The organism is Salinispora goodfellowii (genome assembly GCF_059570675.1).
The window spans coordinates 49,341-68,172 of the sequence record NZ_JCANTD010000002.1 but is presented as its reverse complement, the minus strand read 5'-3'; the positions used below and the strand labels follow the sequence as shown (position 1 = coordinate 68,172).

General features: G+C 68.4%; 19 protein-coding genes and 4 pseudogenes. 18 read left to right on the top strand and 5 right to left on the bottom strand.

Annotated features, from left to right (window positions below; translation table 11 throughout):
• Positions 1-85 precede the first annotated feature (85 nt).
• The 13 genes and pseudogenes from queC to T398_RS02755 form a co-directional block, all read left to right on the top strand.
• The gene (gene queC / locus T398_RS02815) at positions 86-859 is read left to right on the top strand and encodes a 7-cyano-7-deazaguanine synthase QueC (RefSeq protein WP_496444225.1); all 774 of its coding nucleotides are present in this window, start codon (positions 86-88) and stop codon (positions 857-859) included.
• The gene (locus T398_RS02810; RefSeq protein WP_496444223.1) at positions 859-1,584 is read left to right on the top strand and encodes a 6-pyruvoyl trahydropterin synthase family protein; all 726 of its coding nucleotides are present in this window, start codon (positions 859-861) and stop codon (positions 1,582-1,584) included. The genes queC and T398_RS02810 overlap by 1 nt, the downstream gene beginning before the upstream one ends.
• Positions 1,581-2,297: a 7-carboxy-7-deazaguanine synthase QueE gene (locus T398_RS02805; protein ID WP_496444221.1), complete on the top strand. Its 717-nt coding sequence runs from the start codon at positions 1,581-1,583 to the stop codon at positions 2,295-2,297. Before T398_RS02810 ends, T398_RS02805 begins: the two co-directional genes overlap by 4 nt.
• 58 nt (positions 2,298-2,355) lie before the next feature.
• Complete coding sequence (locus tag T398_RS02800) at positions 2,356-3,222, top strand: RNA-directed DNA polymerase (Reverse transcriptase) (protein ID WP_496444219.1); 867 nt, start codon at positions 2,356-2,358, stop codon at positions 3,220-3,222.
• 2 nt (positions 3,223-3,224) lie between these two features.
• Positions 3,225-3,779, top strand: coding sequence for a formylglycine-generating enzyme family protein (locus T398_RS02795; protein ID WP_496444217.1), 555 nt, complete (start codon positions 3,225-3,227; stop codon positions 3,777-3,779).
• Positions 3,776-4,258, top strand: coding sequence for a DUF6884 domain-containing protein (locus T398_RS02790; RefSeq protein ID WP_496444215.1), 483 nt, complete (start codon positions 3,776-3,778; stop codon positions 4,256-4,258). The genes T398_RS02795 and T398_RS02790 overlap by 4 nt, the downstream gene beginning before the upstream one ends.
• Positions 4,243-5,313 carry a glycosyltransferase gene (locus T398_RS02785; RefSeq protein ID WP_496444213.1) on the top strand — a complete coding sequence of 357 codons (1,071 nt, stop codon included), beginning with the start codon at positions 4,243-4,245 and terminating at the stop codon, positions 5,311-5,313. The genes T398_RS02790 and T398_RS02785 overlap by 16 nt, the downstream gene beginning before the upstream one ends.
• A complete protein-coding gene (locus T398_RS02780; protein WP_496444211.1) occupies positions 5,310-6,245 on the top strand; it encodes a radical SAM protein in 936 nt (311 codons plus the stop codon). The genes T398_RS02785 and T398_RS02780 overlap by 4 nt, the downstream gene beginning before the upstream one ends.
• A complete protein-coding gene (locus T398_RS02775; RefSeq protein WP_496444209.1) occupies positions 6,242-6,805 on the top strand; it encodes a phosphoribosyltransferase in 564 nt (187 codons plus the stop codon). The genes T398_RS02780 and T398_RS02775 overlap by 4 nt, the downstream gene beginning before the upstream one ends.
• Entirely contained in the window at positions 6,802-7,905 is a 1,104-nt protein-coding gene (locus tag T398_RS02770; RefSeq protein WP_496444207.1) for a glycosyltransferase family 4 protein, read from the top strand. Before T398_RS02775 ends, T398_RS02770 begins: the two co-directional genes overlap by 4 nt.
• Positions 7,905-8,771: a 5'-3' exonuclease gene (locus T398_RS02765; protein WP_496444205.1), complete on the top strand. Its 867-nt coding sequence runs from the start codon at positions 7,905-7,907 to the stop codon at positions 8,769-8,771. The genes T398_RS02770 and T398_RS02765 overlap by 1 nt, the downstream gene beginning before the upstream one ends.
• Entirely contained in the window at positions 8,768-9,385 is a 618-nt protein-coding gene (locus T398_RS02760) for a PIG-L deacetylase family protein (RefSeq protein ID WP_496444203.1), read from the top strand. Before T398_RS02765 ends, T398_RS02760 begins: the two co-directional genes overlap by 4 nt.
• Positions 9,386-9,584: 199 nt before the next feature.
• A pseudogene (locus tag T398_RS02755) lies at positions 9,585-10,269 on the top strand (tyrosine-type recombinase/integrase); the annotation flags it as partial.
• A 105-nt stretch (positions 10,270-10,374) separates the two neighbouring features.
• Here the strand turns inward: T398_RS02755 and T398_RS02750 are convergent.
• Both T398_RS02750 and T398_RS02745 read right to left on the bottom strand, forming a co-directional pair.
• A pseudogene (locus T398_RS02750) lies at positions 10,375-10,674 on the bottom strand (transposase); the annotation flags it as partial.
• 42 nt (positions 10,675-10,716) lie between these two features.
• A pseudogene (locus T398_RS02745) lies at positions 10,717-10,857 on the bottom strand (IS110 family transposase); the annotation flags it as partial.
• Positions 10,858-12,429: 1,572 nt separating this feature from the next.
• On the opposite strand from T398_RS02745, the gene T398_RS02740 reads away from it, so the two are divergent.
• Positions 12,430-13,461, top strand: a complete 1,032-nt coding sequence (locus T398_RS02740; protein WP_496444201.1) for an agmatinase family protein — start codon at positions 12,430-12,432, stop codon at positions 13,459-13,461.
• On the opposite strand, the gene T398_RS02735 is transcribed toward T398_RS02740, so the two are convergent.
• Positions 13,392-13,757 (bottom strand): thioesterase domain-containing protein, encoded by a 366-nt coding sequence (locus T398_RS02735; RefSeq protein ID WP_496444912.1) that lies wholly within the window; start codon positions 13,755-13,757, stop codon positions 13,392-13,394. The genes T398_RS02740 and T398_RS02735 overlap by 70 nt on opposite strands.
• 1,333 nt (positions 13,758-15,090) lie before the next feature.
• On the opposite strand from T398_RS02735, the gene T398_RS02730 reads away from it, so the two are divergent.
• The 4 genes and pseudogenes from T398_RS02730 (at position 15,091) to T398_RS02715 (ending at position 17,753) form a co-directional block, all read left to right on the top strand.
• Positions 15,091-15,423 carry a hypothetical protein gene (locus tag T398_RS02730; protein ID WP_496444198.1) on the top strand — a complete coding sequence of 111 codons (333 nt, stop codon included), beginning with the start codon at positions 15,091-15,093 and terminating at the stop codon, positions 15,421-15,423.
• A 101-nt stretch (positions 15,424-15,524) separates the two neighbouring features.
• Positions 15,525-16,067, top strand: a pseudogene (locus T398_RS02725) (transposase); the annotation flags it as partial.
• Between the two features lie 257 nt (positions 16,068-16,324).
• A complete protein-coding gene (locus T398_RS02720) occupies positions 16,325-17,404 on the top strand; it encodes an IS110 family RNA-guided transposase (RefSeq protein WP_496444196.1) in 1,080 nt (359 codons plus the stop codon).
• Entirely contained in the window at positions 17,388-17,753 is a 366-nt protein-coding gene (locus tag T398_RS02715) for an integrase core domain-containing protein (protein ID WP_496444194.1), read from the top strand. Before T398_RS02720 ends, T398_RS02715 begins: the two co-directional genes overlap by 17 nt.
• 103 nt (positions 17,754-17,856) lie before the next feature.
• Here T398_RS02715 and T398_RS02710 read toward each other — a convergent pair whose 3' ends face one another.
• Both T398_RS02710 and T398_RS02705 read right to left on the bottom strand, forming a co-directional pair.
• Positions 17,857-18,222 carry a hypothetical protein gene (locus T398_RS02710; protein WP_496444192.1) on the bottom strand — a complete coding sequence of 122 codons (366 nt, stop codon included), beginning with the start codon at positions 18,220-18,222 and terminating at the stop codon, positions 17,857-17,859.
• Between the two features lie 148 nt (positions 18,223-18,370).
• On the bottom strand, positions 18,371-18,832 hold a 462-nt coding region (locus tag T398_RS02705; protein WP_496444190.1), incomplete at its 5' end, for a thioesterase II family protein.

Below are 18,832 nucleotides of genomic sequence, written 5' to 3'. Positions count from 1 at the left end.
TAGAGGCGTGGCGGCGGTCTCGTGGTGATGCCGGCGGCATCACCACGAGACCGCCCCTCGGCTCCAATCACCGTATGGAGGACATATGACAAGGACGCCAGATCCGACCGGCGGTGATGCCGCCGGCATCACCGCCGACTTGCCAGTCTCCGGCCCAGACCTACCGCACATACCTGCGCATGCCGTGGTGGTCTGCTCCGGAGGGCTGGACAGCAGTGTCTTGGCCCACTGGCTAGCGCACCTTGGCTCCCGACTGACTGTGTTGGCAGTGGACTACGGCCAGCGGCACCGGGTGGAACTCAGCTTCGCCGGCATCACCGCCGATCGGCTCGGGGCACCGTCTCATGTCATCGACCTGTCCGACGTTGGCCGACTGCTGGCCTCCGCGTTGACCAACGCGCAAGTGCAGGTTCCTGACGGCCACTATGCCGATGATTCGATGCAGGTCACCGTAGTGCCCAACCGCAACGCGATCCTGCTGGATCTGGCGGTGGGCTTGGCCGTGTCGACCGGTGCGGACACGGTCGCTTTCGGCGCCCATGCAGGCGACCACCCAATCTACCCGGACTGCCGGCCTGAGTTCGTGGACGCCTACCGAAGCATGGCCCGCGTCGCCACGGAAGGACTCACACCGGAGCCGATCACCGTCTGCGCGCCGTTCGTGCGGATGACCAAGACGCAGATTGTCGCGTTGGGCACCCAGCTCCAGGTGCCGTTCGCCGACACCTGGTCCTGCTACCGCGGCCAGAGCACACACTGCGGCACCTGCGGCACCTGCACCGAGAGACGCGAGGCGTTTCATCATGCCGGGGTGCCGGACCCGACCCGATACGCCGCTGGCCGAGACCGGGTGACGTGATGTATCGCATCGGCAAGCAATTCACCTTCGATGCCGCGCACGCCGTTCCGGCCTCCGCAGACGAGCGGCACTGCCCGCCGGGCCTGCACGGTCACACCTACACCATCGGGGTTGTCCTAGCGGCCGAGCAGGTGGAGCCGCCCGGCTTCGTCATCGACTTCGCCGCTCTCAACCCTTTCGCCCGGCACCTTAACGAGGTGTTGGATCACCGGCTGCTTAACGATGTGCTCGACCAGCCGCCAACCCATCAGGCGCTCAACGGCTATCTGCGGCGATGGTTGGAAACATTCCTTGTCGCCCCGACCGGGCGAGTGACGCTTGACGCGGTGAGCATTCAGGCTCCCACACCGCAGCCCGGCCAGGGACCGCTGGCCGAATGCGAGGTCACGTTCGAGGCGGCACACCGGCTGCCCGGCCTGCCGATCGGGCACAAGTGCGCCCGCATTCACGGTCACAGTTACCGGGCCGCGCTCGGATTCGACGGCACCTCTCGCCTCCCCGACGCATGCCTGGCAGCGCTGAACGGCTACATCAGCACGGCGTTCAATGGCTGCTACCTCAACGACTCCGTGCCCCACGCCGGACCGCCGACAAGCGAGAACCTGGCCCGCCACCTCTATGAGTGGGCGTGCAAGGAGTTGTCGCTTCCGGACGGTACGACGATCACTGCCGCTCGGGTTTCCGAAACCGCGTCAACCTGGGCCGAGTACCAGGAGACGACATGACCGCTATGGCACAGGCCCGTGCAGCGGGCGACCTGCTGGTGACAGAGATGTTCGGCCCCACCGTTCAGGGAGAGGGCCCGTCGATCGGGCGACGCACCGTGTTCGTCCGATTGTCCGGCTGCCACCTGTCGTGCTCGTGGTGCGACACCGCCTATACCTGGGACACCACTCGCTACAACCTCGACGAGCACCGCCGACAGGCCTCGGTGGCCGACGTCCTCGCGTGGGTACGCGCCAGTGGCGCCGACATGGTGGTACTCACCGGCGGGGAGCCGCTGCTGCAACAGGCCGCCCTCGTCAACCTGGCTGGGCCGTTGTACCGGTCCGGAATCCGGGTCGAGGTGGAAACCTCCGGCACCGTGGCACCGAGCCGCCGATTGCTGGTGTCGGTTACGGCTTTCAACGTCAGCCCGAAGCTTGCCAACTCAGGCGTCGCCGAGCACGTGCGGCTCCGCCCGGCCGCGATCGCTGCGATGGTCGCCAGCAGGAAGGCCGTGTTCAAGTTCGTGGTCGTCGACAAGGGAGACCTTGACGAGATCGCCGAACTGGAACGCACCTACAGCCTCACGCCGATCTGGGTGATGCCGGAAGGCCGCACGCCCGATGAGGTACTGCGGCGAGCACGCGACCTAGCCGACGACGTGATCAGCCGGGGCTGGAACCTGTCGACCCGGCTTCACGTGCTGCTGTGGGGTGATCAGCGTGGTCGATAAGCCTGGACGGGGCCGTCGTTCCGACCAACCCGAGCCGCGCGTGCAGGGTAGCGGCAACATGACTGCAGTCGATGGGATCGTTCCTGCCGTCCAGGTGCTGCCCACTGTACCCCTACCGGCGCGGGCCGCGCACACCCTCATGCCGTACCTCATCGAACCGGCCCACCTGCACCGAGCTGCCCGCGCGTGTATGCGCCGTTGCTCCGCTCCCGGCATCGACGGCGTGACCTGGGCGCAGTACCGGCGTGGGCTGCGTGATCGGCTGGCCGAACTCGCTGCCCAGCTGCGTGACGGCACCTGGCGCCCCACTCCGCTACGTGAGGTGACCATTGACGCGTTCACTGGGCGGCAGTTCGTCGCTGGAGTGCCAACCGCTGAGGACCGCATCGTGCACCGCGCCATCCGCGCCGCTGCCGACCCAATTCTCGAACACATGGCGTACGAGCCGTGGGTCTCCGGATATCGCCCCAGCCGCAACCGGCTCACCGCCGTACGGCACGCCGCCGCCTACCTCACCTCTCACCACTGGATCATCGACGTGGACGTGCGGTCGGCTTCCGCCGGTGGCACCACCACACAGGTCGTCAACTGGCTGGCCACCTACGTCCACGACGGCACGTTTCTCGCCCGCGTTCGCACCGCAATCGACGGCTTCCCCACGCCGTTGATTCCCGGCACCGGGCTGTGGCCGATGCTGTTCAACCTCCGCCTGACGCAAGTGGACCGGCAGCTCACCGACCTGCCTGTGGTTCGCTTCGCGGACAACTACGTTGCCTTCGCCCGTGACGAGACCCGCGCTACGGCCGTGCTCGCGCGAATCCGCAGCGCGCTGGCCACCGTCGGCCTGACCGCAAACCCGACCAAGAGCCGCATCCGGCAACCGGGCAGCACCAACCCCGAAGACCTGTTCCTGATCGGAGGTTGACGATGCTGCCGCTGACCTGGACGACCGTACTCGGTGGGGTGTGCCGCTACGGCGACCGAGAAACCCCGCGCGAGGTGAGCACACTGCACTGGACGGTCACCCCGATCACCTACGGCCAGCTTGACGAGCCCACTATCAACCCGGACCTACCGGTCACCGGCATCAACCAGGATGATGCCGCCGGCATCGCCGCCGACCTCGACGGCCGACTGCCCACCTCCGTCGAGTGGGAGTGGATGGCCGCTGGGCCCGAGCGGCGTCGGTACCCGTGGGGTGACGACGACTGGCAGCCGCCGCTCGCCCGACTCGGACCCGCCGGTCACCACCGGCCCGGACCAGTCGGGACACACCCGGCGGGTGCCACCCCAGACGGTGTGAACGATGTGGCCGGCTGCGTCTGGGAATGGACCTCCACACCAACGATGGGCCACGGGCGGATCATCCGAGGCGGCTCCTACGCCTCCGCACCGCTCTACGCTCGATGCACGTTCCTCAACATCGCGCCGGAGGTGTTGCGGTCGCCGGGGATCGGGCTGCGGGTGGTGAGACCGGCATGACCACCACGCCGCCCCTGCGGTGGGCTACCCCGGATCCGGTCTCCGACCGGCTCGTCATCGTGGGCTGCTCCCGCCGTAAGCGTGCCCAGCCTGCGCCGGCCCTCGATCTCTACCTCGGCGGCTGCGTGCCCCAGCTACGCGCCCGCCTCGGCTCTCACCCGGCGCACCGCGCCCAGGTCCGCATCCTGTCAGCCGAGCACGGCGTACTCACCGCCGACACCGCACTGCGGCCCTACAACCGCCCGCTCGACCACGCGCGGGCGGTTGACCTGCGCCCCGTAGTCGGTGCCACCCTGCTCGCCGAGGCCGCCACGGCCGGAATGCCGCGCCGGCTGCTTGTCGTAGCCGAGCCGCTGTACCTACACCTGCTCGGCGACCTGCTCGACAACATCTCGCTACGCCCAGGGCTGACCTGGATCCCGACCCACCACCGCTGGCCGGAAGCCGAAGCCACGCTCGACGAATGGGGATGGCCGTGAGCCCCGACGCCCTGACGCTGCGCCAACTCCTCACCCGCCGCGACAACCTCTACGACCCGTTCATCCACCAGGCCCTCACCGACAGCGGCCTCGACGAGCGCGGTATCGGCTGGCACGACCCCACCCCCGCCGATGTCGGCGCCGGCCGGCGCGTCGCAGTCGTCGTACCCGTCCGCAACGCCGCCTACAGCCTGCCAAGCGTGCTCGACGCGCTCGACGCGCAACGCACCGCCGCCGACGTTCAGATCACTGTGATCGATGATGCCTCCACCGACAACAGCGCCGCCATCGCTGCAGACCACCCCGCCACCGACATCGTGCTACGCCTCCCCGAAAAAGCAGGATCCGGGGCGGCCCGCAACGTCGGCACCCTGCTCGCCAGACCCCACGTCAACCAGATCGTCTACCTCGACGCCGACATGGTGCTGCCCCCGCACGTCCTGGCCGACCTTGCCGCCCGCTACCACCCGCGGCTCGTACTCGTCGGGTTTCGCCACGGTGTGCCCTACCAGCCGGACCCGGACGGGCGGCCGGTGCTGCCCGGCGCAGAACCGAGCCTGACCGAGGACCATCGGGTGCTCTGGCGACCACCGGCCGGCAAACGACTGTTCTACACCGGCCTAGTTCTCAACGACCCGTTGATCGGGCGCCCGCTCGACGACACCAACGAGTTCCGCACGTTGGGCTACGGCCACCGCTACCACGACTGGGACCTCCCCCGCATGGTCGTTACCGCGCTGGTCGCCGTCCCGTACGAGGCTGTCATGCAGGTCGGCGGGTTCGAGCCGTCGTTCGCCGCCGGGTGGGGATGCGATGACACCTATCTCGGGGCACGGCTCATCGCCGCCGGCTACAAAGTCGCCCCGGTCCGCCCGGCAACCGGCTGGCACATCGACCCGCCCAACGCCGCCGCCATGTGGCGGGCGAAGTTCGCCACCGCCGCCGCCAATGTCACCCGCTACTGGACCCTGCTCGACCAGCCCCTACCCGCGCGGTCCCTGCGCAACGACCCCGCTACCGGCCGACTGCTCGCTGAAGGGAAACGCCTCAAGTGATCCGCACCTTCGCCGCCGATGATGCCGCCGGCATCATTCATGACCCCGCCACCGGCTTCCACCACCGTCCACCCTGGCGACCCGGGGCGGGCCGCCAGGTCCTCGACGACACCAACCTGCACCAGTGGCCCACCGTCGGCTCCGCCGACATCTCTCGCTCGACACCGGTGTCGCTGTGCTGGTCGCCGCTGGTGCGCTGCAACCTGTCCTGCCCACACTGCCTCGACGACACCACCGTCACCGAACGCGGCGCAGCCGACCGGGCTACGATCGCCGCCACCCTCGCCGCCTCCGGCGTCCTCGGTGTCGACATCTCGGGCGGGGAGCCGCTTCTACTACGTGACCTGCCCGACCTAGCCCGCCGCATCACCGCTGGCGGCACCACGGCGGTCAGCGTCACCACCAACGGCTGGCACCTGGCCCGGCAGGTCGACCGGCTCACGGGCGCCATCGACGCGGTCCGCGTCAGCATGGACGGCCCCACCGCCACCGCCCACGATGCCCACCGCGGCCCCGACAGCTTCCGCCGTGCCTGCTACGGCATCCGCGCCGCCGTCGCCGCCGGCCTGCCGGTGCAACTCCAGTTCGTGTTGATGTCCGCCAACCAGCATCACCTGCCCGCGATGATCGACCTCGCCGCCGGGCTGGAAGCCGGCGGCCTCACCGTGCTGCAAATGCTGCCCATAGGCACTGGCGCCGTCCTAGCCGACACACAGATGCTCACCGACGACACCGCGCAACAGCGCGTTGACGCGCTTACCACCCCGCCCGGGTTCCGGCTGCGGCTACGCCGCCGCGCCGCTGACGCCGGCGGCTTCACGGTCATCCGCGCTGACGGGCGGGTCTGGCGCAACGACCCCCACGGCCAGGGCATCACCAGGCTGGGACCATTGACCACCGCCGCCGAACTCACCTGCGACGGTGCCCGATGACCGCTCCCCCCATACAGCGGATCTTCCACCACCAGCTCATCTGGCAGCTCACCGACCAGACGTTCCACCGCGCCGCGCGAATGATTGCCCTTGCCGCCGAGCACCGCTTCGGGCCCCTCGGCGCGGTTGTCGGCGTCGCCCACGGCGGCGTGCCGCTGGCGACCCTCACCGCCGGCATCCTGCGCCTGCCGCAATACGCGATCGCCGCCCGACACAACCCCACCTCCGAACCCTACGAACAGGCCACCGGCCACGTTCAGGTCGACACCGCCGCCCTCACCGAAACTCTTAACGGAACACGGCTGCCCGGCACGGTCCTGCTCGTCGACGACATCTGTGGCAGCGCAGCCACCCTCGCCGCCGCAGCGCCCACGTTGCGCCCGTTCCTCGCCCCGCCGCACCGCATCGTCACCGCCGTGCTCTGCCGCAACACCGGAGCCGCCGCCGACCCTGACCTATGGGTGTGGGACGTTTCCGATTGGGTGATCTTCCCTTGGGAGGATCTACCCCCCAGGCCCACCGTTGCCCTGCCCGCTCCGACCGGGATCCGTACCCCATGACAAGCGTCGCGTTCGTCCTCGTCTCCTGGACCCCGGACGCCGCCGCCGGCATGGAGCGCGCGACCGCCGCGACCGCCACCGCCCTCACCAACGCCGGCCACCGCGCCGTCATCATCACCGCGGCTGTCGCCGAAGCAACCGCCTACGGCGGCGCGCACGTCGAACCGCTGACCACCCTGCCCGTCACCTTCCCCTGCGACGACGCCACCCTGCGCGGCCTCATCGACGAGCACGCCACCCACGTGGGCGCCGAACTCCGCCGCCACTACCACCGCCACCGCGTCGACATCGCCGTCTACGTGGACGCGCTGTGGGGGCTCGGCCGCCTGGCCCCCACCGGCGCCCCGGCACGTCGGATCCTGGCCGCCCACGTCGTCGGCCACGACACCGACCTGCACGCCGCCCTAGACCGCGCGCCACACGCCGTCATCACCCCGTCCGCCGCCGTCTGCGACGAGGCCACCACCCGTGGGTACTCCACCGGACGGTGGCAGGTCGTGCCAAACACCCTGCTCATCGACCACCCACCACCCCCAGCTCAGCGACGGACGGAACTGCGCCGCAGCGGCCCGATCCGAGTGCTGGCCCGTCTGTCCCCGGTCAAGGGCATCACCGGCCTGCTCGCCGATGTCCCAACCACCTGGACTCGGCCGATCGAAGTCGCTCTAGGCGAGGCCGGGTTCGAGGACACCACCGGCGAACAGCACCAGCTCTGGCAGCAGTGCCGCGCTACCGTCGACCGCATCCCGAACCTGACCCTGCGCAGCGGCCTGCCTTGGTGGGCGGTGCCTGCCTGGCTCGCCGACGCCTCCCTGGTGATCGTCCCGTCCCGACGCGAAAGCTTCGGCCTGGTAGCACTAGAAGCCATGTCGGTCGGCACCCCCGTCATCGCCCACGCCGTGGACAACCTGCCCCACCTCATCGGTGACGGCGGACACCTCGTTCCCATCGCCGATGGCCCCGCATGCCTGTGGCGTGCCGCGCGAGCCCTGCTCGACGACCCGGTACGGTACGAGGCGACCTCACGGGCCGCGTACTACCGATCACGGGACTATCGGCCCGCCCTTGTCGCTGACCAACTCCTGAAGGTGGTGAGCTGATGGGCGGCCCCCCGTCCCAGCCCGGCAATGCCCCGCTCCTACTCGTCGACGGCCACAACCTGCTCTGGGGCGCCACGTTCGGCTTCCCCGCCGAAGTCCGCTCCCGCGACAAAACCCGCAACCTCACCGGCCTGTTCGCGTTCTTCGCCCTGCTCCGCGTCGCCGTCCGCGACGAACTCCCCGCACCGTCGGAGATCATCGTGGTGTTCGACGGCGAGCACGGCTCCGCCGGCCGCCGCGCCACCGACGACAGCTACAAAGCCCAGCGGCCCACCGACCCCGCCGCGCTCGCTCCGCTGCTGTTTCTGCCCCATGTCAAGCGCGGCCTTGATGCTGTCGGCATCACGTGGGTCGAGCTGCCGCACGCCGAGGCCGACGACGTGATCGCCGCCCTGACCACCACCACCCCAGCGGGACGCGAGGTGATTGTCATGTCCCGGGACCGGGACTTCTACCAACTCGTCAGCTCCCAGGTGCGGATCCTCAACACCCGGTTCCGGGCCGGCGCCAGACTCGTCGATCCCGCCGGGGTACGAGACCGCCACGGTGTCGACCCCCACCAGTGGCCGGACTACCGCGCCCTCACCGGCGACCCTGCCGACAACATCCCCGGCGTGCGCGGGATCGGCGCCGGCACCGCCGTTAAGCTCCTCGCTGGCGGGCTCACCCTTGAAGACCTGCCCTCCTCCGGGCGCCTCGACCACGGCCGCGGCCGTGCGGTCACCGAACAGTGGGAACACGCCCTCAAATGGCGGAGCATGATCCGCCTCATCACCGACCTCGACGTGCCCGTCCGCCCCAACGGCCGGATCAGCCCGGCGATCCCCGCACCGCGCGACATCGTCGAAACCCTCCAGCTGTGGTGACCGCACCAACCTCCATGCTCGCCGTCATGGCCCACCCCGACGACCCCGAACTCTGGGCTGGTGCCACCCTTGCCGCCGCAGCCGCCGCCGGTTCCACCCTTACCATCGTCCTGCCACGCCACGGCGACCCGCGAGACACCGAGGCCGCCACCAGCGCAGCCACCCTGGGCGCGACGCTGACCCTCGTGGATGACCTGACCGTATCCGTCCTCAGCTCGTTCCTGCTCGAACTACGCCCCGAAGTGCTGATCACCCACCCGAGCACCGACATGCACCCCGACCACCGAGCTATCGCCCGCACCGTCAACGCCGCCCTTCCCGAGGCGGTGATCGCCACCGGACACCCGCGCCGCATATACAGCTGCGACAGCTACAACAACCTCGCCCGCGACGGCCACCCCCTGCACCTACCCGTCATCATTGACGCCACCGAGATGTGGGACACCAAGATGCAGGCCCTCGCTGCCCACGCCTCCCAACCCATCATGGACCACTTCGGGCCGATGGCGCACACCCTCGGCCGGCTGCACGGCAGTCGCATCGGCACCACCTACGCCGAGGCATTCGCCCCGGTACCGGTCCTCGGCCGACTGCCCGCCCAGCCAACGCTGTAACAGCCGGGGTGCAGCCATCACGAGGCCAATATCGCGGCAAACCAACCAGCGAGGAGCGCAGGTCCCATCGGTAGTGCAGTCCGACTCCGGGAACGCGCCCTCGCCAAGAAGCCCAGGACGCCTTGCAGAGTGAGTCCGATGATGAGGCCGTGGGCCGCGGCGTACCAGCTTAGCCACGCGAGGCTCACCGTGATCGCTCCTACGAGGGTCACGTCGCCGAGGCCGAGCTGCCGCGTCAAGCGTCCGCTCGGCGATCCGTCAATGGCAACAGCCCACGCCTGGCAAGCCGGGGCCTCGGCACACCGGCGACTTGGCCGACATCGTTGACCTCATGCTCGCCACCGGTGCCCGCATCGGTGAGATCCTGGCCGTGCGGTGGGAATACGTGGACCTCGCCGCCGAACACCCGACGGTGACGATCTGCGGCACCATCGTCTTCCTCAAGGGCAAGGGCTTCTTCCGACAGGAGTGGACCAAGAGCGACGCTGGCTTCCGGACCGTCATCCTGCCCCGATTCGCGGTTGGGATGCTGCTGGCCCGCAAACTCAACGCCGCCGACAACCCCTTCGATGCGATTTTCGCATCCCGGCGCGGCACCTGGATGTCCCCGCACAACGTGCGCCGGCAGTGGCGGCAAGCGCGAGCCGACAGCGGCCTCGAATGGGTCACCCCACACACGTTCCGCAAGACGGTCGCCACCCTCATCGACAAAGAGGCCGACACCGACCAGGCTGCTGCCCAGCTCGGGCACGGCAGCAAGGAGATCACCAAGAAGCACTACGTTGTCGAACCCGCCCTCGCCCCGGACAGCTCCCACATTCTCGAACAGCTCGGCGACAACTGGCATCGAGCGCCGCGATCATGGGCAGTCCCGGACAGCCTAGGCAGCACGAATGAACGCCTGACGGCCCCGCATCGCGGGCAGATCCGCCCCGCCGACGAACGTGGCCGCGCCCGGCGTTTGTGGGGGGGTGTCCCTATGGGTTTGGTCAAGCGGGGATGGGGCTTGTTGGCCGTGGTTGGTAGGGGATCTTGTCGCGGAGCATGGCGAATAGGACGTCGCAGCGGCGTCGGGCGAGGCAGATGAGGGCGGCGTTGTGGCGTTTGCCTTCGGCGCGTTTACGGTCGTAGTAGGCGCGGCTGACGGGGTCGGCCAGGGCTGCGAACGCGGCGAGGAAGAACGCTCGTTTGAGGTTCTTGTTGCCGCCTCGGGGTGGGTGTTCGCCGCGGATGCTGCTGCCGGAGCGTCGGGTGACGGGGGCGAGGCCGGCGTAGACTAGCACCCGACCGTGGCGGGCCAGCTTGTCGAACAGCTGCCGCAGCCGGGCCTCGGTATTCGGCAACGCCGCGTCGTGCAGCCGTCTGCCGTCCGGGCTCAACCCGACCGCGTGATGATCACCCTTACCGACGTCCAAGCCCAGGTAGACGCCGTATCCGTCGTTCACCGCACCCGCCTCCACGTATCGGATCATGGCCTCGGCCGTAGTCAGGACGTCGGACTGCCGGCAGCCACGTTACGAAGAGACCTACCCCAACACGGGTGGCCGTGTCCCTATCAGCGGTCCACCGACGCCACCCGACCCGGCGACAACACCCCCGGATCATCCAAACGACAGGGGCAGGCAGTCATACCGGGCCGAGCGACCGAGGGTCCCCGGCTGGGGACGATCAAAAAGGTAACGGGGGGCGATTCATAATCGCATAGACAAACTTAAGGCTCTGACCGGCGTTCTTGCTGGTCAGGGCCGCTTTTGTGGTGGAGCTGAGGGGATTTGAACCCCTGACCCCCTCCTACCGATAGTCATCGTCTGGAGTTTGTCATTGGTCGTCGATTCCCGGCGCTGAGCTGCATGAACATCGCCAGATGGCAATCGTTGCTTGTCACTGATGGTCACCATCTGGGAGGGGTTTTCGGGGGGTAAACGGGGGCATAACCCGGGGCTCCTACGTCGTACGGGAGCGGGATGCTGGCGCAGGTTAGTGCAGTCCGCAGGCAGACTGACCTGTCATTCGCCGTTTCGGCGGCGCGGGAGATCGAGGTGGCCTCTATCCCAGCGGCACCAAGCGGATCGAATCGATCGCAGCGTCCGACCCGGTCGTTGGCGCTGACCGTCGTGGTCGACGTTGGACTCCGGACAGGCCAGTGTGGTGCACAAGACGGTCTGGTGAACCGGCCGCTGCCCTTAATTAGCTTACGCGGGCTGGACGCGCTTGCGCCGGGCATGGTCGTAGTGGTCGAAGGCGATCGAGCGGTTCGCCGCCGATCAGATCGGTCCGCCCAGGAGCGTCACTGCGAGCTTGCGGCCGTCCCCAGGGACGGGGTCGGTGGTGATCCAGACGGGTAGCGCCTTCAGTGCGCCTACGTGCACCCTACCGAGGCCAGGCACGCCCGGTGTGGGCACACTTGATCCGAGACCTCGTGGGTTGCATGACAGCTATCCGGCCGGCCAGCAGTGGGCCGGCACAATGCAGCGACTAAGACGGTGGTAGAGCGGGCCGATGCCGTAGGCCGAAGTGCGGCCAAACAGTGATGTTCTTCACATTTGGGACTGTTGCGCCGGCGCACGTCTACGGCCGCGAGCAGAACCGCCCAGTCATCACGGAAACCGTCACAGGCCGTGCACGCCGGTCGAACAGCCCGCCGCCCATTGCGAAAAGGCCCTCCGGTTCACAGCCAGTCTGGCCGCACTGCGCACGAACAACCAGGCAGAGCGCGATCTTCGACCAGCAAAGCTCCACTGTCGCCTATCCTCGCAGTGCTTGCCGACTTCCTCGACGCCCTCGAACAGCTGTTAATCACCGACCGTGACCACCAAAGCGGAACCTTGAGCTGAACGGGCAGCCCATCACCGACAAGGACTGGTTGACAACCGCCTGCGTCAAATTTAGCCTTTGGTCAAAGCGGGACGTGCAACCCCCTTGGTTCGTTTTATTGATACTGATCATTCGAGTTCGTGATTTACCGATGACGGGGCGGATTACGCTTAATGCCAGGCACTAATCGGGAACCGGGTCTCATCAGCGTCAACCGCGCCGATCGTGAAATGCCTTGGAGTGGTATTCAGACGTTTCTCAAACTCCCGGTCGCGCTAACCCCGCAGGACCTGCGGGCGGGCAACGTGGACGTCGCCATCGGTGGCGCGCCCTGGGACGGGACGGCGACCGGCCGCACCGGCACTCACCTGGGCCCGACGGCATTCCGCCAGGGCGACTACATCACCGATTCACCGAGGCTCAGCCATCTCGACGTCCGGGTCGACCCCCTGGAGATCCTCACTGTATGCGACTACGGGGACGCGGACGTGCTGATCGGCCATCCAGAGGGCACCTACGACAACATCCGGGCCTTCGTCTCGGACATCCTCGCCGGCGGTGCGATCCCGATCATCATCGGCGGGGACCACGGCATCACCTGGCCCTCGGCCACCGCGGTCGCCGACGCGTACGGGTACGGCAAGGTCGGCATCGTGCACTTCGATGCGCACGCCGATACTGCTCCCGACATGCGGGGCGCCCTGCACGGCCACGGCACCCCGATGCGCCGGCTGATCGAGAGCGGCGCGGTTCCCGGCCGCAACTTCGTTCAGGTCGGCCTGCGCGGCTACCTCCCGCAGGCGCCGGTGCTCGCCTGGATGCGTGAGCAGCAGATGCGCAGTCACTACATGGCCGAGATCCGCCGGGAAGGCTTCGGCACGGTGCTTGAACGCGCCATCGACGAGGCACTCGACCAGGCGGATCACCTCTACATCTCCGTCGACATCGACGTCGCTGATCCGGCGTACGCTCCGGGCACTGGCACCCCCGAGCCCGGCGGCCTGACCAGTGCCGAGGTGATGTGGGCCGTGCGCCGCATGGCGGCCGAGGTGGGCATGGTGGGCATGGACGTCGTCGAGTTAAGCCCTCCGTACGACGTGGGCCCGGGCATCACCGCACAGCTCGCCCGCCGCTGCGTCCTGGAGGCGCTGACCGGGACGGCTATGCGCCGGCTCGGTCTCACCTCGCCGGACTACGTCGACCCCCGTTCACTCGGCGGACCGCCCACGACGTTCCGGAATACCTCGCCGGACGGTGCCTGACCGCACCGTATCCCTGCTGGCCCGCGTGCCGGCTTGACGACATCGGAGAGAGTTATGCCGCACCTCAACGAATCGGCGGATCCGTCCGTCGATACAAATTTCGAGATCCGATTGATCGATGGTCTGTAGCCGATTCGCGGGTTGGCATTACGGACCGCCGGCCGGACCGTCGGTGTGCGGGCCGGACCCGGCCGACCGGAGACCACGAGCCGGTCCGGCACCGGGCCGGCGCCCGCCTCGAGCCGCCGCGTCACCTCCCAGGCCAGGAACGCGCCCATGCTGTGCCCGAACAACACGAGCGGCACCCCGGGGGTCCGTGGTCGCGATCAGCGCGGCAGCTATCGTCGCGCTCATCTCCGCCACGTCGGCGGGCATCGCTTCGCCGAGCCGGGTCTCCCGCCCGGGATAGTGGACGATGTCGAACGCGACCGAGGGCGGCAGCAGTGGGCGCCAGCTCGTTGCTAAGCGCCTCCGCCAGGTACTTACGGATTCGTTCCCTCCGACGGGAGTCCTCCTCGGGCACCGACCGCAGCACCAGCGATGTCGCCAGCTCGAACAGGAGCTTCGGACTGGTGTTCTTGCGCGTGCTCTGGCTGGTGATGGCGACCCGGACGGCCTGGTGTGTGCGTGCGTCGCGGTCGGTGAAGAGCCGGACGATCGCCGCCGTCCGTACCGCCGGGTCAGCGCTGAACCCTGCGGCTGCGGCCTCCTCAGGCGTGAGCACGCCCGACAGCCATGCGGTCGTTATCGAGCCGTTTCTCGAGATCGAGCTCGAAGGTGCTGGGCAGCGCCACGTTGGACCAACATCGGAGTAAGGCCGCGTGGATCGTCTGCGGACCGACCTGAGCGAGCCAGACGACAGCGTCTACACCGCGCCGTGGCTCCCGGGCGCCAGCCCCGGGAGCCGGACCCCGGCCGCGCGACCCCACCCCGGCGCGCGGCACCGCCGTTGCGACTACTCGGTGTCGTCGATGAGAATGTTGAGTTTGTCGAGGAGCCACAGGGCAGTGACGGCTGCTGCGAGTTGGCTTCGCCACGGGGCTGGTCATACCCGTAGCCCGTCGCGAAGCCACCCCGCCGACGAACGTGGTCGCGCCCAGCCGTTTGTGGGGGGGGTTCCGGGGGGTGATTCAAAATCGCATAGACAAACACTAAGGCCCCGACCGGCGTTCTTGCTGGTCAGGGCCGTTTTTGTGGTGGAGCTGAGGGGATTTGAACCCCTGACCCCCTCTTACCGAAAGTCACATTACTGACCCTGTCGTTGATCAGCAAAAATGGTCACTGAGCTGCTCAAACCTGGCCCACCACTTGTCAACGCCTGTCACCAACATTCACCGCTTTGCAGGGGTTTTCGGGGGGGTAAACGGGGGGGCATGCCGGTGCCCGGGGCCGTCCGGCGGCGGTGGCTATCGTAGGTTGGCGCCTTGCCGGGGCGCACTGTTGATCTGCAAATCGCAGCGTGATGGTCGGCGACCCCTGTCTGTCAGGCTGAGATGAGGCAGCTGTTCCGGAAGCGTTAGGCTTGCCGGGAGATAGGAGAGGATCATCGTGACGCTACCGAGCACGCCTAGTGAGCAGGGCGGACGGCCGACACGGCGAACGTTCACGGCGGAGTACAAACTACGCATCGTGGCGGAGTACGAGGCGGCGAAGGCCGCTGGTGAGGGTGGGGCAATTCTGCGTCGGGAGGGCCTGTATCACTCGCACATCCTGGAGTGGCGGGCCGCCCGTGACGCCGGGGCGTTGACCGCCCTGGGCAGCCGCAAGAGCTCGGTGTCCGAGAGTCGGCGCCGCAGCGGCGAGGCGGCAGAGATCGAGCGGCTGCGGCGGCGCAACGAGCGTCTGGAAGCGGACCTGGCGCGGACGAAGACCGCGTTGGAGATTATGGGAAAAGCGCACGCGCTCTTGGAAACGCTGTCCGAGAGCGCGCACGACACGCCACGGCCGGCCAGGAGGCGCTGAACACGGCGTTCGACAACCTCGTGCCGCTGGTCGGGGTCGCCGGGGCATGCCGGTTGACCGGTCGGTCCCGCGCCACGCATTACCGGCTGCGGCAGCCGCCCATGGTGTCGCATCCGCTGCGGCCGAAGACACCCCCACCGTCGACCCTGTCCACCGGTGAACGCCGCGCGGTGCTGGACCTGTTGCACCGCGACGAGTACGCGGAGATGTCCGTGGCGCAGGTCTGGGCCCGCGAACTCGACCAGGGCCGCTACTGGTGCTCACAGTCCACCATGTACCGGATCCTGCGAGAAGCCGGTGAAAGCACCGAACGTCGCCGGCAGGCCACCCACCCCGCCCGCACCATCCCCCAACTGGTGGCGACCGGGCCGTCGCAGGTGTGGTCGTGGGACATCACCCGCCTCAAGACCACGCAGCGCGGCGTGTTCTACCACCTATACGTGATCATCGACGTGTACTCCCGCTACGTCGTCGGCTGGCACGTCGCCACCGGCGAGGACTCGCTACTGGCCCGCGAACTCATCGACGACGCCATCACCCGCAACCGTGTCCGGCCCGAGATCCTGCACGCCGACCGCGGCTCGTCGATGACCTCCAAACCCGTCGCTGAGCTCCTCGCCGACCTCGACGTCACCCGCTCCTACTCCCGCCCCCGCGTATCCAACGACTGCGATGATTTCTTACGCCTCCCCGGGCCGGGTCTGACCCTTCGCAACGACCGGCTTTGGTGCCTTCGGGTTGATCTGTCGGCTCGTGTCCGGGGTGGCGTCTGGCCCGTCGGCCAGGCGGGTAGTGACCTGATAGGAGCCTGGCCTAGAGGCACCGTCGCAGTCCTGTCCACCCGCCCGTCCGACGGTGGCCACCACCACCGATCGCGACGGAGGAGACAGCCATCACCAGCATGCCGCGCCCCGAGACCTGCCGGCGAATCACGGTCGGCGTGGACACCCACGCCAGCGCACACGTCGCAGTCGCCCTGGACCAGCTCGGGGCTCGCCTCGACGAGCTACCCATCCCCACCACGCAATCTGGCTACGACCAGCTCGAACGCTGGGCCATCTCACTCGGCCCGGTCGACGCGTTCGGCGTGGAAGGTACCGGTTCCTACGGCGCTGAGCTCGCCCGCGTGCTGCGTCGACGCGGCCACCGCGTCATCGAGGTCAACCGGCCCGACCGGGCCACCCGCCGCCGCCGCGGCAAGAGCGACCCGATCGACGCCGAGATGGCCGCTCGGGCGGTGCTGTCCGGAGTCGCCGCGGGTACGCCCAAGCACGCAGACGGCGACGCCGAGATGGTCCGCATGCTCAAGATGGCCAAGGACTCCGCGGTCAAGACCCGCACGCAGGCCCTCAACCAGATCAAGGCGATCCTGGTGACCGCACCAGCGCAGCTACGCGAGTCGCTGGCCGGCCTCGCGGTCGGCAAGCTGCTCGACCGCTGCGCCGCGTTCGAGCCGGGTGAGTTGACCACGCCGACCGCAGTCGCCCAGCACACGCTGCGGCTGCTGGCCCGACGCAACCTCGACCTGCGGGCCGAGGTCAGTGCACTGCAGGCCGACATCGCACGCCTGGCCACGCGTGCCGCCCCCGCACTTCTCGACGTCTTCGGCGTCGGACCCGACGGCGCCGCGCAGTTCCTGGTCACCGCCGGCGACAACCCACAGCGGCTACGCTCCGAGGCCGCCTTCGCTGCGCTGTGCGGCTCGAACCCGATCCCCGCCTCGTCCGGCAAGACCAACCGTCATCGGCTCAACCGCAGTGGAGACCGCCAAGCCAACGCCACCCTGCACCGCATCGCCGTCGTGCGCCTGCGCTGGCACGAGCCCACCCAGAAGTACATGGCCCGCCGTCTGACCGAAGGCAAGAGCAAGGCCGAGATCATGCGCTGCCTCAAGCGCTACATCGCCCGCGAGATCTACCAGGTCCTGTGCCCCCCACCGCGCAACGATGCCATCGAAAAGGACCTTGCGCTGGCCGCTTGACATCTATAGGAGCATCAACCCGTACTCCGAAGCGCAGTTCAAGACCTTGAAGTACTGCCCCGCGTTCCCCAACCAGTTCGACACCCTGCACCACGCCCGCGAGTTCTGCGCCGAGTTCTTCACCTACTACAACCACGAACACCGCCACTCGGGCATCGGCCTACACACCCCCGCCTCGGTGCACTACGACACGGCAGGCGACGTCCACGACCAACGGCAGGCCACCCTCGACGCCGCCTGGCGGGCCCACCCCGACCGGTTCACCCGCCGACCCCGACCACCCGCCCTACCGACCACCGTGTGGATCAACAAACCAGCAGCTCAACCCACCGAACTACAGAACACCTGACCACGAAAACGTCTCACTTGACTTGACAGGCTCCGGACGGCGCGTTGATGCGGTGTTCCGCCTGGGATAGCTGGGCCACGCCCTGCCCCCAACCACAGAGGCGTTACCAAATCCGGTCTTGATTCTCCCGATAAGCCCCGTTTATGGCGTGGCTTGCTTTTGCCTGCGCTGAGTTTGTTCTCGTACGCCCGTGCGAGAACAAGCTCAGGAGAGGCTCCATCGTGCGCAGGCAGTACGGGCATGTCGTCCGGGCCGGTGGGTCGAGGTTGATGCGGACGCCGCCGTGGTCGGCTCGGTAGGTGAGCTGTTTCTTGGGCGTTCGCAGCCCGGTGAGATGGACCATCGCTTCGGTGGTGGCGAGCGAGGCGACGACGCCGTTGATGGTGACGACGGAGGGACCGGCGTCGTCGAGAGCGGCGGCGGGCACGCCGTAGATCGCGGCGTCGGCAGCGCGTTCCTCGTCTGTCATGGCGACTCGACGGATTTGCTGCTGGTCGGGGAGGTCGAGGCAGGACAGACAGCCGGATCCGGTGCCGGCGGTGACGACCCGGCCGACGTACGTGCGATCACCTCCGCGTCCGGGAGTTGGGCGGGGCGGTCGGTGGAGGCTGTCTCGCTCATGCGCTCTCCCGAACGCCCGACATCTTCTCCACGAGAAGGTCGACCACGGCTCGGCGGGCCGCGAGCAGGTAGAAGTGCCCACCGGGATACATCCGCCAGTCGAACGGCCCGGTGGTCGCGGCCCCCCAGGCCCGCAGATCGGCAGCGCCGACCTCGAGGTCGCGGTCCCCGCCGATCGCCGAGACGGGTACGCCGACCCGCGCCGCCCGATCCGGCACGTACGTGTCCACGAGGCGGTAGTCCTCGCGAAGTATCCCCAGCATCATGTCCCACAGGTCGGGGTCGTCCAGCACCGCCTCGGCCGTACCGCCGTGCCGGCGGACCGCGGCGCGGATCTCCGTGTCGGTCCGGACCGCCGGCCAAACCGTCGGTGTGCGGGCCGGACCCGGCCGACCGGAGACCACGAGCCGGTCCGGCACCGGGCCGGCGCCCGCCTCGAGCCGCCGCGTCACCTCCCA

Coding starts and splice junctions, on each gene's coding strand:
- queC (WP_496444225.1), top strand. CDS start 86: ATGACAAGGACGCCAGATCCGACCGGCGGTGATGCCGCCGGCATCACC.
- T398_RS02810 (WP_496444223.1), top strand. CDS start 859: ATGTATCGCATCGGCAAGCAATTCACCTTCGATGCCGCGCACGCCGTT.
- T398_RS02805 (WP_496444221.1), top strand. CDS start 1,581: ATGACCGCTATGGCACAGGCCCGTGCAGCGGGCGACCTGCTGGTGACA.
- T398_RS02800 (WP_496444219.1), top strand. CDS start 2,356: ATGACTGCAGTCGATGGGATCGTTCCTGCCGTCCAGGTGCTGCCCACT.
- T398_RS02795 (WP_496444217.1), top strand. CDS start 3,225: ATGCTGCCGCTGACCTGGACGACCGTACTCGGTGGGGTGTGCCGCTAC.
- T398_RS02790 (WP_496444215.1), top strand. CDS start 3,776: ATGACCACCACGCCGCCCCTGCGGTGGGCTACCCCGGATCCGGTCTCC.
- T398_RS02785 (WP_496444213.1), top strand. CDS start 4,243: ATGGGGATGGCCGTGAGCCCCGACGCCCTGACGCTGCGCCAACTCCTC.
- T398_RS02775 (WP_496444209.1), top strand. CDS start 6,242: ATGACCGCTCCCCCCATACAGCGGATCTTCCACCACCAGCTCATCTGG.
- T398_RS02770 (WP_496444207.1), top strand. CDS start 6,802: ATGACAAGCGTCGCGTTCGTCCTCGTCTCCTGGACCCCGGACGCCGCC.
- T398_RS02765 (WP_496444205.1), top strand. CDS start 7,905: ATGGGCGGCCCCCCGTCCCAGCCCGGCAATGCCCCGCTCCTACTCGTC.
- T398_RS02740 (WP_496444201.1), top strand. CDS start 12,430: ATGCCTTGGAGTGGTATTCAGACGTTTCTCAAACTCCCGGTCGCGCTA.
- T398_RS02720 (WP_496444196.1), top strand. CDS start 16,325: ATGCCGCGCCCCGAGACCTGCCGGCGAATCACGGTCGGCGTGGACACC.
- T398_RS02710 (WP_496444192.1), bottom strand. CDS start 18,222: ATGACAGACGAGGAACGCGCTGCCGACGCCGCGATCTACGGCGTGCCC.